Origin of the sequence: Actinobacillus porcinus (assembly GCF_901764995.1) — a bacterium.
GTDB classification, from domain to species: Bacteria; Pseudomonadota; Gammaproteobacteria; order Enterobacterales; family Pasteurellaceae; genus Exercitatus; species Exercitatus porcinus.
The window spans coordinates 1-16,395 of sequence record NZ_CABFKI010000010.1 but is presented as its reverse complement, the minus strand read 5'-3'; the positions used below and the strand labels follow the sequence as shown (position 1 = coordinate 16,395).

General features: G+C 40.8%; 15 protein-coding genes, 1 tRNA gene and 1 pseudogene. 9 read left to right on the top strand and 8 right to left on the bottom strand.

All coding sequences use genetic code 11. The features are described from left to right. The first annotated feature begins 20 nt into the window (after positions 1-20). Entirely contained in the window at positions 21-1,877 is a 1,857-nt protein-coding gene (locus E7T07_RS08015) for a DEAD/DEAH box helicase (RefSeq protein WP_135710625.1), read from the top strand. A gap of 58 nt (positions 1,878-1,935) precedes the next feature. Here E7T07_RS08015 and dauA read toward each other — a convergent pair whose 3' ends face one another. After that, on the bottom strand, positions 1,936-3,681 hold the full coding sequence (dauA, locus tag E7T07_RS08010; RefSeq protein WP_135710623.1) for a C4-dicarboxylic acid transporter DauA: 1,746 nt from the start codon (positions 3,679-3,681) through the stop codon (positions 1,936-1,938). A 184-nt stretch (positions 3,682-3,865) separates the two neighbouring features. Between dauA and E7T07_RS08005 the strand changes: the two genes are divergently transcribed. Further along, positions 3,866-3,955: transfer RNA gene (locus E7T07_RS08005), tRNA-Ser, on the top strand. Between the two features lie 440 nt (positions 3,956-4,395). On the opposite strand, the gene cpxA is transcribed toward E7T07_RS08005, so the two are convergent. The 4 genes from cpxA to yejK all read right to left on the bottom strand — a co-directional run bounded on the left by cpxA (position 4,396) and on the right by yejK (position 8,080). Further along, positions 4,396-5,814 (bottom strand): envelope stress sensor histidine kinase CpxA, encoded by a 1,419-nt coding sequence (gene cpxA, locus E7T07_RS08000; protein ID WP_135710621.1) that lies wholly within the window; start codon positions 5,812-5,814, stop codon positions 4,396-4,398. A gap of 50 nt (positions 5,815-5,864) precedes the next feature. Beyond that, complete coding sequence (locus E7T07_RS07995; RefSeq protein ID WP_135710619.1) at positions 5,865-6,566, bottom strand: response regulator; 702 nt, start codon at positions 6,564-6,566, stop codon at positions 5,865-5,867. A 22-nt stretch (positions 6,567-6,588) separates the two neighbouring features. Beyond that, positions 6,589-7,002 carry an outer membrane protein assembly factor BamE gene (bamE, locus tag E7T07_RS07990; protein WP_135710617.1) on the bottom strand — a complete coding sequence of 138 codons (414 nt, stop codon included), beginning with the start codon at positions 7,000-7,002 and terminating at the stop codon, positions 6,589-6,591. Positions 7,003-7,063: 61 nt separating this feature from the next. Beyond that, positions 7,064-8,080, bottom strand: a complete 1,017-nt coding sequence (yejK, locus tag E7T07_RS07985; protein ID WP_135710615.1) for a nucleoid-associated protein YejK — start codon at positions 8,078-8,080, stop codon at positions 7,064-7,066. Positions 8,081-8,184: 104 nt separating this feature from the next. Here yejK and E7T07_RS07980 point away from each other — a divergent pair, with 104 nt between their 5' ends. The 7 genes and pseudogenes from E7T07_RS07980 to E7T07_RS07950 form a co-directional block, all read left to right on the top strand. Beyond that, complete coding sequence (locus E7T07_RS07980) at positions 8,185-8,397, top strand: YejL family protein (protein WP_135710613.1); 213 nt, start codon at positions 8,185-8,187, stop codon at positions 8,395-8,397. An 18-nt stretch (positions 8,398-8,415) separates the two neighbouring features. Then, positions 8,416-10,218, top strand: coding sequence for a DUF3413 domain-containing protein (locus E7T07_RS07975; RefSeq protein ID WP_135710691.1), 1,803 nt, complete (start codon positions 8,416-8,418; stop codon positions 10,216-10,218). Positions 10,219-10,409: 191 nt separating this feature from the next. After that, positions 10,410-11,399 carry an amidohydrolase family protein gene (locus E7T07_RS07970; protein WP_135710611.1) on the top strand — a complete coding sequence of 330 codons (990 nt, stop codon included), beginning with the start codon at positions 10,410-10,412 and terminating at the stop codon, positions 11,397-11,399. 209 nt (positions 11,400-11,608) lie between these two features. Continuing rightward, positions 11,609-12,313 (top strand): dipeptidase PepE, encoded by a 705-nt coding sequence (gene pepE, locus E7T07_RS07965; RefSeq protein ID WP_135710610.1) that lies wholly within the window; start codon positions 11,609-11,611, stop codon positions 12,311-12,313. A gap of 9 nt (positions 12,314-12,322) precedes the next feature. Further along, positions 12,323-13,615 (top strand): C4-dicarboxylate transporter DcuC, encoded by a 1,293-nt coding sequence (gene dcuC / locus E7T07_RS07960; protein WP_135710609.1) that lies wholly within the window; start codon positions 12,323-12,325, stop codon positions 13,613-13,615. 45 nt (positions 13,616-13,660) lie between these two features. Beyond that, entirely contained in the window at positions 13,661-14,926 is a 1,266-nt protein-coding gene (locus E7T07_RS07955) for a M20 family metallo-hydrolase (protein WP_135710608.1), read from the top strand. 75 nt (positions 14,927-15,001) lie between these two features. After that, positions 15,002-15,241 (top strand): annotated as a pseudogene (locus E7T07_RS07950) (transposase); the annotation flags it as partial. A 143-nt stretch (positions 15,242-15,384) separates the two neighbouring features. On the opposite strand, the gene E7T07_RS07945 reads toward E7T07_RS07950, so the two are convergent. From E7T07_RS07945 to E7T07_RS10980, 3 genes are all read right to left on the bottom strand, one after another. Continuing rightward, positions 15,385-15,714, bottom strand: a complete 330-nt coding sequence (locus E7T07_RS07945; protein ID WP_135710607.1) for a hypothetical protein — start codon at positions 15,712-15,714, stop codon at positions 15,385-15,387. 99 nt (positions 15,715-15,813) lie between these two features. Beyond that, entirely contained in the window at positions 15,814-16,029 is a 216-nt protein-coding gene (locus E7T07_RS07940) for a hypothetical protein (protein ID WP_135710606.1), read from the bottom strand. A gap of 1 nt (position 16,030) precedes the next feature. After that, on the bottom strand, positions 16,031-16,395 hold a 365-nt coding region (locus tag E7T07_RS10980; RefSeq protein WP_167874947.1), incomplete at its 5' end, for a hypothetical protein.

The window sequence follows — 16,395 nt, the reverse complement described above, 5'->3', positions numbered from 1 at the left end:
TTTATCAATTCGAGTATTTAATGACTGAAACCAATACTATTACTTTTGGCGACTTAGGCTTGCCGGATTTTATCCTTTCTGCTGTTTCTGAAATGGGCTTTACGACTCCATCGCCTATTCAACAAGCTTGTATTCCACACCTTTTAAACGGACGTGATGTGTTAGGTATGGCACAAACAGGTAGCGGAAAAACAGCCGCTTTTTCTTTACCCTTGTTGGCACAAATTGATACCAACGAAAAATATCCGCAAATGTTGGTGATGGCACCAACTCGCGAACTGGCGATTCAGGTCGCGGAAGCTTGTGAACAATTTACGAAACACGCAAAAGGTGTTCGTGTTGTGACGCTTTATGGTGGTCAACGTTATGACATCCAACTTCGTGCTTTACGTCAAGGCGCACAAGTGGTGGTGGGCACACCGGGACGTATTTTAGACCATATTAACCGTGGCACACTTGATCTTTCATCGCTCAAATTTATCGTGTTAGATGAAGCCGATGAAATGTTGCGTATGGGCTTTATTGATGATGTGGAAACCGTGATGGCTGAATTACCGGAACAACATCAAACCGCCCTTTTCTCCGCTACCATGCCTGAGCCGATTCGCCGTATTACCAAACGTTTTATGACGAATCCGCAAGAAGTGAAAATTCAATCCACACAACGTACTAACCCTGATATTGCGCAAAGCTGTTGGTATGTGCGTGGTTTCCGCAAAAATGATGCGCTCTTACGTTTCTTAGAAGTGGAAGATTTTGATGCGGCGATTATTTTCACCCGCACTAAAACAGGAACCTTGGATGTCACGGAATTATTAAATCAACGTGGTTTCCGCGCAGCAGCGCTGAACGGCGATATGACGCAACAATCCCGCGAGCAAACCTTAGAGCGTTTGCGCAAGGGCAGCCTTGATATTTTAGTGGCAACGGATGTGGCGGCTCGTGGTTTAGATGTGGAACGCATTAGCTTGGTGGTGAACTATGACATTCCATTAGACGCAGAAAGCTATGTGCATCGTATCGGTCGTACCGGTCGTGCCGGTCGTTCAGGAAGCGCGATTTTATTTGTGGAGCCACGTGAGCGCCGTCTATTAGGCAATATTGAACGCTTAATGAAAAAGCCAATTGAAGAAGTGAATTTACCGAATCATGAACAATTGCAAGCTTGCCGCCGTGCAAAATTTGTGGCACAAATTACCAAACAGCTTGAACATCATGATTTAGAGCTTTATCGTAGCTTGTTGGAAGATTTATTCACAGCAGATCAAGATCAAGAAGACATTGCCGCTGCGATGTTAATGTTGCTTCAAGGTAAACAAAAATTAATTCTTCCACCGGATCCGCCAATGCCTAAACGTGGCGAACGTGGTGATCGCCGTGAGCGTGGTGAACGCCGTGATAATCCTCGTTCACAAGAACGCCGTGGCTATGGCAATCCGCAACCAATGGATTTATATCGTATTGAAATTGGTCGTGCAGATGGGGTAGAAGTCCGTCATATTGTGGGGGCCATTGCCAACGAAGGGGATATCAATAGTCGTCATATTGGTCATATCAAACTTTATGATGATTATTCAACCATTGAATTGCCACAAGGTATGCCGAAAGAGTTATTGAAGCATTTTGAAAAAGCGCGTGTGTTAAACAAAAAAATGCAAATGTCATTTGTGCGTGAAGTTCAAGGTGGTGAGCGTGGACGTTCGGATAACCGTGATTCTCGCCGTGGCAGTGATCGTTTTAACGACCGCGAAGCTCGTTTTAATGAGCGTGGTTTTAAAGGTGATCGCAAATTCTCAGGAAAAAATGACCGCACTTTTAAAGAACAGGGTCGAAAAGAATTTCGTGAGAAAGGCTTTAAAGGCAGTCGTCATCGCTAGTTGATGAGATAAAAAAAGGGCGCAAGCAACGAGTTGTTTGCGCCTTTTTTGTTACGGCTTATCGATTCAATTCACTTTCTTGCAAACGAATTTTCGCGTAGGTTTCCATTAAATCAGCACTGAAGTTAATGCGTTGCAATTCAGGCACGGTATTGGCTTTCACCAACATTCTTAAGGGCTGAAATTGCATATTGCACATATAAAGTTGCTGGTGTGGCAACATATGTTGTACAAAACGGGTTAAGGCGTGAATTCCCCCCGTATCAAGAACATTCACCGCTTCGCATTGTAAGACGATATGGCGGATTTCATGATCGGTATGAACCGTTTTATCGTGTAATTCCGAAAATAGGTTATCTGCCGCAGCAAAGAATAACGGGCCACTTACACGGTAAACTAAAACATCTTCTAAATCATCGGGATGGGTTGTTTCGATGGTTTTAGTCATTTCTGCAATGGTGCGAATAAACAGCAAGCTTGCGAGTAGTACGCCAACGGAAATGGCGATCACCATATCGAAAATAACGGTAAGCAAAATACAAACAACGAGAACAGCAATTTCATTTTTTCCGGAACGGCGGATAAGCGCAATAATATTGTGAATATCGGCCATATTCCATGCAACGAGCAATAGCAATGCCGCCATGGAGGCGAGCGGAAGATAAGAAAGTGCTTGTGCAAAAACAAGTAGAGAGAACAGTACAAATAAACCATGCACCACGCTAGCGATAGGGGACGTTGCGCCTGCTTTTACGTTAGCGGCTGAACGCGCAATGGCAGCGGTTGCGGTAATTCCCCCTAAAAATGGTGCAACAACATTACCTATCCCTTGGGCTAATAATTCATTATTGGAATGGTGTTTGGTGTCTGTCATGTTGTCGAGTACGACAGCACAAAGTAAAGATTCAATCGCGCCGAGCATTGCCATAGAAAAGGCTGCCGGTAAAAGTGCTTGAAGTGTATCAAAGTTCCATTGAATGACTTCTCCTTGTGCATTGGGAATATTCCAAGGCAACATAAAGCTTGGTAATACATTGGGAATACCATTGCCTACTGTGCCATCAGGTAGAGTATATTGGAAAGCGGAACCAATGGTCGCGACTTTCATATCAAACTGACTTAATAGTAATGCCAGTAATGTCCCCACAATGACCGCAGGTAAATGCCCTGGAATGGCAATTTTTAAGCGACGCCATTGGGTTAAAACGGCTAATGTTACGATACCAACCAGTGTATCTGCCCAGTTGATAGAGGGAAGTGCGGTGAAAATAGTCTGTACTTTTTCAATATAATGGGCAGGCATTGCAGGAATATTCAGCCCAAGAAAATCTTTGATTTGTAAGGTCGCAATCGTAATACCAATACCACAAGTAAACCCTAGTGTGACAGGTAATGGAATATATTCAATTAATCGCCCTAAACGGAATAACGCCATGAGGATTAAAATTAGCCCCGAAAGAATCGTTGCCATTAATAATCCGCCCAAGCCAAATTGTTGGGTGATAGGGTAAAGAATGACCACAAAGGCAGCCGTTGGCCCGGAAATATTAAAGCGAGAGCCACCTGTAAGCGCAATGATGATACCGGCAATAATAGCGGTATACAGCCCATGTTGCGGCGGAACACCACTGGCAATGGCTAACGCCATAGAAAGAGGAATCGCGATAATCCCAACCGTTAAGCCCGCCATCACATCTTTGGTAAAATGTTTTTTGGTATAGCCTAAGCGCAAGCTGTCTTTAAGCGCGCTGAACGGTTTAACCGCTAAGAATGCATTTTTGTTTAAGAACCATTTCTTCAACATATAACAACCTAAAAAAGAAGAATAAAGTGCGGTTATTTTACGCTTAATTTTGAAAAAATGTTATAAGTTAGCGCAATAAAATCTAAAAAAGACTAGACGAGCGGGCAGTAAATTCTTATAATTCCGCCCACTTCTTGCAGTGATAAATTTTTACAAAGAGATTTCAAGAAGTATATTCAAATGTGGTGAGATGTCCGAGTGGTTGAAGGAGCACGCCTGGAAAGCGTGTATGTGGGAAACTGCATCGGGGGTTCGAATCCCCCTCTCACCGCCACCTAAACCCCTTTTCTTGTTCGTCCTGTTCTATAATTCATTGAAAAACAAGGCTTTTTAACGCTTGTTTTGTTCGTGCTGTTCTTGTGGGTTGTTCCTGTTCGTAGAAAAAAGATCACTAAATGATCACTACAAACAGAAAAAAACGCTTTTTTTCTTTAGTGCATTTTTAGAGTGATCTTTTTTAAGCTAACTTATTCATTTGTAAGGCTTAAATGATGACTAACAACATGCTGGTACATTGGGGCTTGTTGATGTCTTGATGTTGCAAAGTCATCAATAGATGCTTATCTAATATCCCAGCATGGCAGAGCCATACTGGGTTATGCATAAATTAGCCCCTTTGGGGCTGAGAATTAGAGTGGTAATGGAGATTTTCTTGCGGTAAATATTGACGATTTATAACCACAAAAGCGTTTTTTATCGCTCATTTAATGACCGCTACCCCCCCCCCATATATAACGGTAGGGTCATGGCAATTCTTAAGCCGCCCAATGGGCTTTTTTCTGCCCAAATTTCGCCGTAATGTTGATGCACACTATGTTCTACAATGGCAAGTCCTAAGCCTGTTCCTTCAATTTTCTTCGTGCGTTCTTCATCCACACGGTAGAAAGGTTGGAAGATTTTTTTGTACTCTTCTTCTTTGAGACCTGCACCATCGTCATCTACATAAATCATAATATTATCTCCTTGACGTTTAATATGAGCGGAAATGGTATGAGATGTATATTTTAATGCATTGCGCAGAAGGTTTTCCAAGGCACTGGTTAGTGATTGTTTGTTTCCGAGCAAATAATAATACTCAGAGTGTTCAACTTCCTGTATGAAATGGAATTGAATTTTGCGTTGTTCCGCTTCAAATTCCGTATCTAAAATAACGTCATGCCACAATTTTTCCAATGGGAATACTTCGCGCTTAGAGTGAATATTCACTTGGTTACGAGAAAACTTGAGCAAGTCATTTATCATTAAATCTAAACGAGCAATTTCAGTTTCAATACGTGTAATTTCATTGCTTTCCCCTACACGGCGGCGCAGCAAGGCAGTGGCTAATTGTAAGCGAGTGAGCGGTGTACGCAATTCATGGGAAACGGATGAAAGTAGCATTTGGTGGGTTTTTAATAAACCATCAATGGCTTCAATCATGCGGTTAAAGGTTTTACCTACGCGGCGGAATTCGGATACCCCTTGGGTTTCTAAATCCGGTGTAACGATAAAGTTGCCCAACGCCACAGATTTTGCTGCAATATTTAGTTGTTTAAGTGGACGTGAGATATGTAAGGTTTGCCATAAGAGTAACGGTGAAGACAGTACCATAATAAAAATTAATAGCAATCCCGGGCGGTCAAAGATTTGGTTTACAAAATCCCGTTGTGGATCCACTTTTTGGGCAAAATATAACAAATAAGGTTCTTCTTTATTATCATCGGTGATTGACGTGAGATGAATGGTAAAAGGCCCTGCTAATTTAATATTGTTAAATGTTTTAACAAACGGTTTTTCTGGATTATTTGCGGTATGAGTAAATCGAGTGGCATCATCAAGTTCATCATCTAATGCCCCTATAAGCTGCTTGGTGTTGATTTTTAATAAGATTGGGTGTAGATCTTTGCTTTGCTCTAATGGCAAAGGGTGCTTTTTGAGCATTAATAATCGTGTTAGTTTATTTTCACGAATAGCCGTAATAATTTCTTGTTGGTAACTATGCAATTCTTTACCTGTTAATTCTGCATAATTGCGGCTATCCAGTTTGGGAATAAAAAATACAATGGATAAGAGAATAAGAAAAATAACCCAAAATGAAGTAAAGATTTGGAATGATAGCGTATTGGTGTAAGAGGGTAACTTTAGAAATTTCATGTTTTTTAATAAAAAAGTGCGGTGGAATTTGACCGCACTTTTATTGGTTGTTAATCCACTAATAAAATATAGCCACGTCCACGTAAGGTTTTAAACCAAGCGTGGTCATCGCTAGGTGTAGGTAATTTTCTCCGTAAATTTGACATGTGCATATCAATGGTGCGATCAAACGGCGTAAGCTCTTTGCCTAATGCTTCAACGAGTAAGATTTCACGAGATAATATTTCGCCTTGGTTTTGAATTAAGTGTAACAACAGTGCAAACTCAGAGCCCGTTAATCCTAAATCTTGACCGTTACAATAGGCTTGTTGTCGCCCTGTATTTAGCTCAAGATTTTTAAATCTGACGATATGCTCATTATTCGGCATACCACTTTCATCACCGGAACCCGTTACGACGGTGCGGCGTAGGATAGCTTTGATACGCGCAATCAGTTCTCGGTCGTTAAATGGCTTGGGTAAATAATCGTCCGCGCCTAATTCAAGGCCAATTACGCGGTCAATATCATCACCACGAGCCGTTAACATTAATACGGGCACGCTATAATTTTGGCGAATTCGTTTTAAGGTCTCAATGCCATTGAGTTTTGGCATATTAATATCGAGCAATACAATGTTATGCTGACTATTTAGCCTCTCTAATGCTTCTTCGCCATCATAGGCAACATCGACTTCGAACCCTTCCATCTCTAACAGTTCTGCCAGTAAATTCGAGATTTCAATGTCGTCATCGACTAATAAAATTCTAGCCATAGCTGAAATTCCTATCTAGATTTTATTTCCAGAATTGCCACCAACTAGATTCTTCTGCCACTGGCGCTTCAATAATGGCGTTATTGAACACTTCTTTATTTGAATCAGGCAACGGTTTATCTAATTCATAGTTTGTCACACGTTGGCTTTGATCAAAATAAACCACCAGCGTATGTTGTTCCGGGGTTTCATAACCTTTTTGTTGTAGGAATACGTAGTACCAAGTGTTGGTGCTAAAGGGATCTTGCAATACAGGTGTACCAAGTAAATATTGAACTTGAGGTTTGGTCATACCGGCTTGTAATTGTTTTACACTCGCTTCTTCAAGGTAGTTACCCTGTGGTACATCAATACGATAAACGATTTTTTCTACGCTAGAACAAGCAGATACAGCGAAAGCAACAAAAAGTGCGGTTAAAATTGATTTCATTTTCATAACATAAAACCTTATTTAAAAAGTTGAGCAAATAATACCTAAAGTTTGCTGAATTGCCAAATTAATTGTCTTTTAAATTGCGTTGCAATTGATCCCGTAAATTGGCCGGCAATCCTTTAATTGTTAAGGTGTCTGAAGCTTCATCCCAAATAATGCGTTGATTAATGAGTTCTGCATCAAAACTAATGGTCACCCCTTTGCCTGAGCCTGAAAATTTGGTTAATGTTTTCAAGGCAGATCGCACAGGCGGAATGGTTTCTTCGAGTCCATAATCTTGCTCCGTGGCAAATTCAATAAATGGACGCTCATTAAGAGTCGGTAACTCGGTAGAAAGTTCCCGTAATGCAATATCATCCCCAGCATTCATTTGCCCTTTGCAATATTCAAACACTTGCTTTTTCACTGCTTGCGTTTGTTCTTGGCTTAAGTCACCTTGATCGCAGTAGTCACTCACCGCTTGTAATAGGCACTGGTTTTGAACTTGCGGATTTAATCCTTCGTCTGCGCCCATAAAATCCATAAAAAAGTCGCCAATTTTACGTCCCACGCGCCCTTTGATAAAGGTTAGGTAACGGTTTGAGTTCGCGTCAATTTGCATTTCCGTGAGATTTATACGGGCGGCAATATCAAATTGATTGATGTTTAAATATTGGGTGCGATGAATTTCTAAGTTTTCATCCACTAACATACTAATGCGGCTATCGAGCAGGGCGATAAATAAGTAATCGGTGGCTAAAAAATTATATTGGCAAAGAACGAAAGTGCCGCTTTCTGCAAAAGGGTATTTGCTCAGTTCTGTGCTCAATAAGTTTGCGCTTTCGTGGCTAAACGGCAGAAAGTCTATTTCTTGCTCAAGTAGGCGATTAAGAGATTGAGCAAACACCGATTGTTCTTTAAATATGCCGTAGCCTTTGGCTTTGGTTTGGTAAGCTTGGTGTAATTCCAAGGTGAGTTGTTCAACTTCCGGTGTAATGGGTAAAAGTGTTTCGCGAAGTTGGGTATCGAGTTGAATATTGCCATCTTCAGTAGTTTGTTTAATGAGTTGATGTAAAACAATTTGATTGACTTTAATGCTCATTTTATCGTCCGAATAAATAAATTTAAAAAAATCTGCGTCATTATAACCGCACTTTAAGAGAAAATGTGGTAGGATCGCGAAATTAATCGTTAAAGGTTGTAAAAATGGCAACAAATTCAAAATTTCAAGATAAACAAGTAGATGCAATTTTAAATGATATGATTGCAGTTCTCGAAAAACATCAAGCCCCGGTGGATTTATCTCTGGTGGTTTTAGGTAATATGGTCACGAATTTATTGACATCCAGTGTGGGTAAAGGTCAACAACAAGCTTTAGCTAAAGCGTTTTCTGATGCCTTGATGAATTCGGTGAAATAAACTTAAGCGAGCAGAATGATGTTTTGGTTTAAAAACGGCAAACAAGTTTTTGGCATGCAATACCGCGAACAAACTTCGATGAAGATTTCGTGGGGGCATTGGTTTGCCTTTTTTAATATTATTTGGGCGATCTTGATTGGTTCGCGCTACGCCTTTATTATCGACTGGCCTGAAACCTTATTCGGCAAGCTTTATTTCTTTATCAGCTTATTAGGGCATTTTAGCTTTGTTAGCTTTTCACTTTATCTCTTAGTTTTATTTCCGCTTAGCTTTATCATTAAAAATGAGCGCACCTTTCGTGGTATTTCCGTTATTATCGCCACAATTTCCACCACATTGTTATTAGTCGATACGGAAGTCTTTGCGCGCTTTAATTTGCATTTATCCTCTGTCGTCTGGAATCTACTCGTTAACCCTGAAAATGGGGAATTATCGCGCGATTGGCAGATTTTCTTTACGCCTATGCCATTGATGTTATTGGCGCAAATGCTTTTTTCTCGCTGGGCGTGGTATCGTTTACGTAGCCTTGAGCGTCAGAAATGGTTCCGTGGCGTTGGGGTGGTGTTGACTTGTTTATTTATTGCGACCCATTTAATTTATGCTTGGGCAGATGCCTCTATTTATCGTCCAATCACCATGCAAAAATCAAACTTTCCGTTGTCTTACCCAATGACAGCGCGGACGTTCTTAGAAAAGCATGGCTTTTTGGATAAAGCAGAATATGAACATCAAGTGGATCACGATGGGCGACCTGATACGCCTGCGATTGATTACCCAAAACAACAATTGACCTACCAATCGCCAAACGAAGACAAGGCAAATTTATTGATTATTACGGTATCAGGATTGCGTGCCGATGCGGTAGTAAAAATGCCAAAATTGGAACAGTTTGCACAAAATAGCATGCAATTTACGCAGCATTACAGCACGGGCAGCACGAATAATGCGGGATTAACAGGGATTTTTTATGGTTTGAATGCGAACTATACGGATAGCTTGCTTAATCATAAAACGTCATCGGTGTTGATCGAGAAATTGCAACAGGATCATTATCAATTCGGCTTGTTCTCAGCCACGCATTTTAAAGAGAGTATTTTTGAGCAAGCTTTATTTCATAAGATGAAACTGCCAAAAGGGAAACGCACGATGCCGAATAACGAAAGTGCGGTGAAAAATTGGCAAGATTGGTACGCTCAACGTGAAGCTGAAAAACCTTGGTTCGCCTATTTGAATTTAGACTTGGCTCGTCTTGTTCGGGCGAAAAAAGCTACCACCTTAGCCGATGAACAGGCTTTCTATGATGAACAATTAGCGCAACTTGATCAGCAACTCGGGTTGGTTTTTGATACCCTTGAACGCGATGGTCAATTAGCAAATACGGCGGTTGTCATCACCGCTGAACAAGGCTATGTGTTCCAAACCAATGAAAAAGATGTGGTGAATAATTTTAGTGACGATGAACTTCATGTGCCGATGATTGTGGCGTGGAAAGAACTCGGTTCAGGTGTAGAAGAGAAGCTTTCGAGCCATACCGATATTCTACCGGCCTTGATGTATCATTTATTTTGGGTGCAAAATCCGGCGTCTGATTATAGTCAAGGGGATAATTTATTTGATTTTACCCAAACTCGAGATTGGGTGTTGGCGGCAAATCACCGTTGGTTCGCGATTATCACACCGGACGGCACGCAATATCATATTGATACGAAGGGAAATTATCAAAAATTTAACCGCGCTTATGAGAAAGTTTCATCCAGTCGCCCACCGCTGGGTTTATTCTTAGATGTGTTTAAACAAAGCAGATCTTTTATTGAAAAATAAGGCGCGTGCGTTTATACTACGCGCCCAGTATACGAGACTAGACGACAATGTTATTAATGAAAAATCTGTGAATTTTTTATAACATTTCAGGTTCGGCGCGCTTTCGTAAGCTGGATCTAAATCAATTCTTTTTTCATAGTCCCACTGTCTATCCGCTAATCTCATCTATTTCACCATTTACGGAGTAATATATGAAGAATCACGTTCGTAGTTTTAAAACTTATATCAGAGACGAAATTATCAAAAAAGGTGGCTGGGTAAATGCGCACGCACACGCTGACCGTGCTTTTACCATGACCCCTGAGAAAATTAGTATTTATCACAATAGTAATTTGCAACAAAAATGGGACTTAGTGGATGAAGTAAAACGTACGTCAACGGTGGAAGATTATTATGCCCGTTTTTGCCAAGCCATTGAATTGATGATTTCGCAAGGGGTCACGGCATTTGGGACATTCGTGGATATTGACCCTGTGTGCGAAGATCGTGCGATTATTGCAGCGCATAAAGCACGCGAAGTTTATAAACACGATATTACTTTAAAATTTGCTAACCAAACTTTAAAGGGTGTTATCGAACCAACGGCGAAAAAATGGTTTGATATTGGTTCTGAAATGGTGGATATGATTGGTGGCTTGCCATATCGTGATGAGTTAGATTATGGTCGCGGTTTAGAAGCCATGGATATTTTGTTAGATAAAGCGAAATCTTTGGGCATTATGTGCCATGTTCACGTTGACCAATTTAATACACCAAAAGAAAAAGAAACAGAGCAGTTGTGTGATAAAACCATCGAACACGGTATGGAAGGTCGCGTGGTAGCGATTCATGGTATTTCCATCGGTGCACATTCAAGAGATTATCGTTATGCCCTATACGAAAAAATGCGTAAGGCAAAAATGATGATGATCGCTTGCCCAATGGCATGGATTGACAGTAACCGTAAAGAAGAATTAATGCCGTTCCATAATGCCTTAACCCCGGCAGATGAAATGATCCCTGAAGGTATCACCGTTGCCCTAGGTACAGATAATATCTGCGATTATATGGTGCCACTTTGTGAAGGGGATTTATGGCAAGAATTAAGTTTACTTGCAGCAGGTTGCCGTTTCCCGAATTTGGATGAAATGGTGAATATTGCAAGTATTAACGGTCGTAAAGTGTTAGGTTTAGACGTGTAAGATAAAACCTTATGCATTTTTACCGCGCTTTAGTAAATTAGGCTGGCATTTGTCAGCCTTTTTTATTGACATACCTTTCCATTTAATACCTTTTTTGACCAGAACGTGACTGAGATCACAAAACGTAAATTTTCCGGAAAAATCGCTCGATCTTTCTTTGTTTCGTTACATAATACTTTTATGTTAGTGAAAATCATGGAGATCAACAGATGAAAAAGATGTTGTTAATGAGCGGTTCAAAATACAAAGAGACAGGCTATTTGGTGCATACCATTCCTTGGTTGAAAAGCTTTTTAGCGGATTATCAAGATAAAAAAGTCGCGTTTGTGCCCTATGCAGGCGTTCGCCAGTCTTTTGATGAATATGAACAGAAAGTCCAATCCGCATTGGCAGAGTTAAATGTGGAAATTCTTTCTGTTCATCGCGGAAAGAAACATGCGGATATCGTGGAACAGGCGGATGTTATCGCTGTGGGTGGTGGTAATACCTTTTGTTTGTTAAAACAAATGTATGAACATCATTTGATTGAATGTATCCGAGAAAAAGTCAACGCAGGGACACCTTATTTTGGTTGGAGCGCAGGGGCAAATGTGGCGAGTGCATCGATTATGACGACCAACGATATGCCGATTGTTTACCCACCATCCTTTGACGCATTAAAGCTATTTCCTTATCAAATCAATCCACATTTTATTTCGGGCAAAATGCAAGGGCATAACGGTGAAAGCCGTGAAGAACGTTTGGCTGAATTTTTAATTGCCAATCCGACCGCACTTGTTTACGCCTTACCGGAAGGAACGGCTTTACATATCGAAGGCAATCAAACAACGGTGTTAGGACAAACCCCGATTCTAATCTTTGAAAAAGAGATGAAATGTACTCAACATGAAGTGGGTTCAATATTGAATTATTAGGAGGGAACCATGGCTGAATTTAAATCAATCATTGCCATTCTAGGGATTTTAGTGACGATTTATTTGCTGATTAAAAAGTATGAAACGCGTACCGTTTTAATTGCAGTCGGCTTATTAATGGCAATTTTAACCCTTAACCCGATGGCGGCGTTGGATGCCTTTGCCAAGAGCATGACATCCGGCGGCTTAATTATGGCAATTTGTTCAAGTATGGGTTTTGCTTATGTGATGAAATATACGCAATGTGATACCCATTTAGTGCATTTGCTCACCAAACCTTTAAGTGGCTTAAAATTCTTTCTTATTCCTATCGCCACCATTATCACGTTCTTTATTAATATCGCCATTCCATCCGCTGCAGGTTGTGCCGCTGCGGTAGGCGCCACCTTAATTCCTGTCTTAAAAAGCTCAGGCGTTCGTCCGGCGATGGCAGGTGCGGCGATTTTGGCCGGCACCTTTGGTTCTATGATGAGCCCGGGTTCTTCCCATTCTGCCATGATTAGCGAAATGTCAGGCTTAACCATTACCGAAGTCAACTTATCTCATGCGCCTTATACCACCATAGCCGGTGCCATTGGCGCAGTCGTGTTGACCCTATTGGCATTAGCCTTTAAAGACTATGGTCAAGAGCATCGAGAGGCTTATTTGGCAGAAAATAAATCTTCTGAAAATACTTTCCATAAAGTGAACGTGCTATATGCCCTTGCGCCGTTGGTACCGTTAATTATTTTGGTTATCGGTGGTACATCATTGCAACAAACACCGGGATTGGAATGGACAAAAATGGGCGTGCCACAAGCCATGCTGATCGGGGCAATTTATGGCATTTTAGTGACGCGCATTTCACCCGTTAAAATCACGGAAGAATTTTTCAACGGAATGGGAAATTCTTATGCGAATGTATTAGGGATTATTGTTGCCGCCAGCGTCTTTGTGGCAGGCTTGAAATCAACAGGTGCCATTGACTCAGCCATTGATTTCTTAAAACATTCCAACGAATTTGTCCGTTGGGGCGCAACCATTGGTCCATTCTTAATGGGCGTTATTACAGGCTCAGGCGATGCAGCAGCGATTGCCTTTAACTCAGCCGTAACGCCACATGCCGTTGAATTAGGCTATACCCATGTGAATTTAGGCATGGGGGCAGCAATTGCCGGTGCTATTGGACGTACCGCTTCACCAATTGCGGGGGTCACTATTGTTTGCGCAGGCTTGGCGATGGTTAACCCGATTGAAATGGTAAAACGTACCGCACCAGGTATGATTTTAGCCGTGTTATATCTCGCCTTATTTATGTTGTAATTCAATCAGACCACCAAAGTGCGGTCTTTTTACAAGGAGTTTGTAATGAGTATTACGTTAGAACAATTAATCCATTGGCGTAGAGAGTTTCACCGTTTTCCTGAAATCGGCTGGGCAGAATTTTGGACAACGAGCCGCATTGCCGATTATCTCGAAGAAATGGGGTTTGAGATTCTCATGGGCAAACAAATCATCAACGAAGATTTTGTACGCGGTCGCCAACTTGCAGTGGTGGAAAAAGGATTAGCCAATGCCAAAGCCTATGGTGCGAAAGACAAATGGTTAGAAAAAATGGACGGCTACACAGGATGCGTGGCCATTTTTGATTCCGGCAAACCGGGGAAAACCATTGCATTACGTTTTGATATTGATTGCGTTAATGTGACCGAAAGTAAAGATCCTAATCATATCCCGAATAAGCTCGGTTTTAACTCAATCAATGAGGGATTCATGCATGCTTGTGGACATGATACGCATATTACGATTGGCTTGGGAACCGCACTTTGGATTGCCCAAAATAAAGATAAACTGACAGGCAAAGTAAAAATTATTTTTCAGCCTGCAGAAGAAGGCGTGCGTGGTGCCGCGGCGATTGCGGCAAGTGGCATTGTGGATGACGCCGATTATTTCGCCGGTTCTCATATCAGTTTTTGCGCCAATTCAGGCACGGTGATTTCTGATCTGCAAAATTTCCTTTCAACCACGAAAATTGATATTCGCTATAAAGGCAAACCTGCTCATGCCGGCGCAGCGCCACAGCTAGGGCGAAATGCGCTATTAGCTGCTGCGCATGCTGTGACACAACTACATGGTATTTCTCGGCATGGTGAAGGAATGACGCGCATTAATGTGGGCGTGTTAAAAGCGGGGGAAGGTCGAAATGTTATCCCAACCCAAGCCACAATCCAGTTAGAAGTGCGGGGCGAAAATAAAGCGATTAATCAATATATGGTTGATCAAGTGATGCAAATGGCGAAAGGCATTGCCGTGAGTTTTGATGTGGAATACGAAACGGAAATTATGGGCGAGGCCGTGGATATGATTAATGACCCGGAATTGGTTCAATTAATTGAAGAAATTGCGACAGCACAACCACAAATTAGACAGGTTCAGCCGACATACGCCTTTAACGCGAGTGAAGATGCCACGATTCTTGGTCGCCGCGTACAAGATCATGGCGGCAAAGCCATTTACTTTATTTTAGGCGCAGACAGAACAGCAGGGCATCATGAAGCCGAATTTGATATTGATGAAAACCAACTGCTGACAGGCGTGAATATTTATACGCAATTATTACAGCGTTTGAGTTAAAAATTCAATGTTCATGATAAGTTAGGGCGGAGATTAAATCCGCCCTAATTATTTAAATTGTGGGAGAGGCTCGATTATCCGGCTGATATTCGTAAAGCGATTTATACCACGAATGCCGTGGAATCGCTTAATAGCGTGATTCGTCGCGTGATTAAAAAACGAAATGTATTCCCGACGGATGATTCAGTTTTCAAAGTGATTTGGCTTGCGATTAAAGATGTATCAAAAAAATGGACAATGCTGATTCAGAACCGGAAACCGGCGATGAATCGATTTATGATTGATTTTGGTGATCGCCTAGACGATCACCGTTAAGTTGAAATGGGTGTTTACACAGAATTTGGGATAGGGTCAATAAGATTCGAATAATAAATAGCAATTTAGTTTTCATTATTTTTTTCCTTTAGATTTTCTTTTTGATATTCATATACTTTACTGCTTCCCGAAGCAATCACTCTTTACAGAGATTCATTCTGAGTTACTGTAGCAGCGCCTTTACCTACAACAGAAGAAACAGCACTAGATATTGCGGCATCTTTAATGCTGTTACCTTCAGATAAATTTTTGATGAAATCAGCAGAAAAACCAATTACGGCATTGGATTTAGAAAATATTGCCGCGTGGGTGGAATCAACAAGGACTTTACTTACAGAGCCCCCTAAATTATCAAGGCTACTTTCTTTTTTACCCGTAAAATAAGGAATTGATTCAGCGGTGGCATTAATACTTGCTTCTATACCAAATACAACTTTATAACTATTCGGTATGGAATGATAACCAGCCTTCACATCCATCCTAACTCTCTAGCAACATATTTAACATCCCCACCGATACGAGCAACTTCATTAGCCACTGTACCTGTTGTTGCTATCGTAGTAGTTCTTGTATCATTCCTGTTTTTTATTCTTCTCATATTTTTTAGCTAATCTAGCAGCAAATATTGACATATATATAACAAAAATAAACCAAGGAAATGCATATAACAAAAATGATAAAAAACTTTCTTTTACTTCCCCCCTAATATAAAGAGAAATATATACTATACAAGAAGAAGCACAAGCAGCAATGATTACCCTAAAAAGTGAAAGCAATATTTTTTTCATACTATTTACCTCCATCTTCTTCAGTAACAGATTCTATTAGCTTTGTACTTCCTGAATTAATAATTCGTTTTATATTATCATCTTTTATTAGCACCCCTGATACTTTTGAAACACCTAACGATGTTGCAGCATTAGTTAAAGAGTTTTCTAAATTTTTCCCATCTGATAAATTTTTTGCTGTATCAGCAATAAATCCTACTGTACTATTTGCTTTAGAAAACATTGTTGCATATGTAGAATCAACAAGAACTTTGCTTACAGAGCCCCCTAAATTATCAAGGCTACTTTCTTTTTTACCCGCTGAATTTACAATCCAAGTGCAACAAAAAAAGAAGTACTCATCAACTAGAATATAATTTTGTTTCC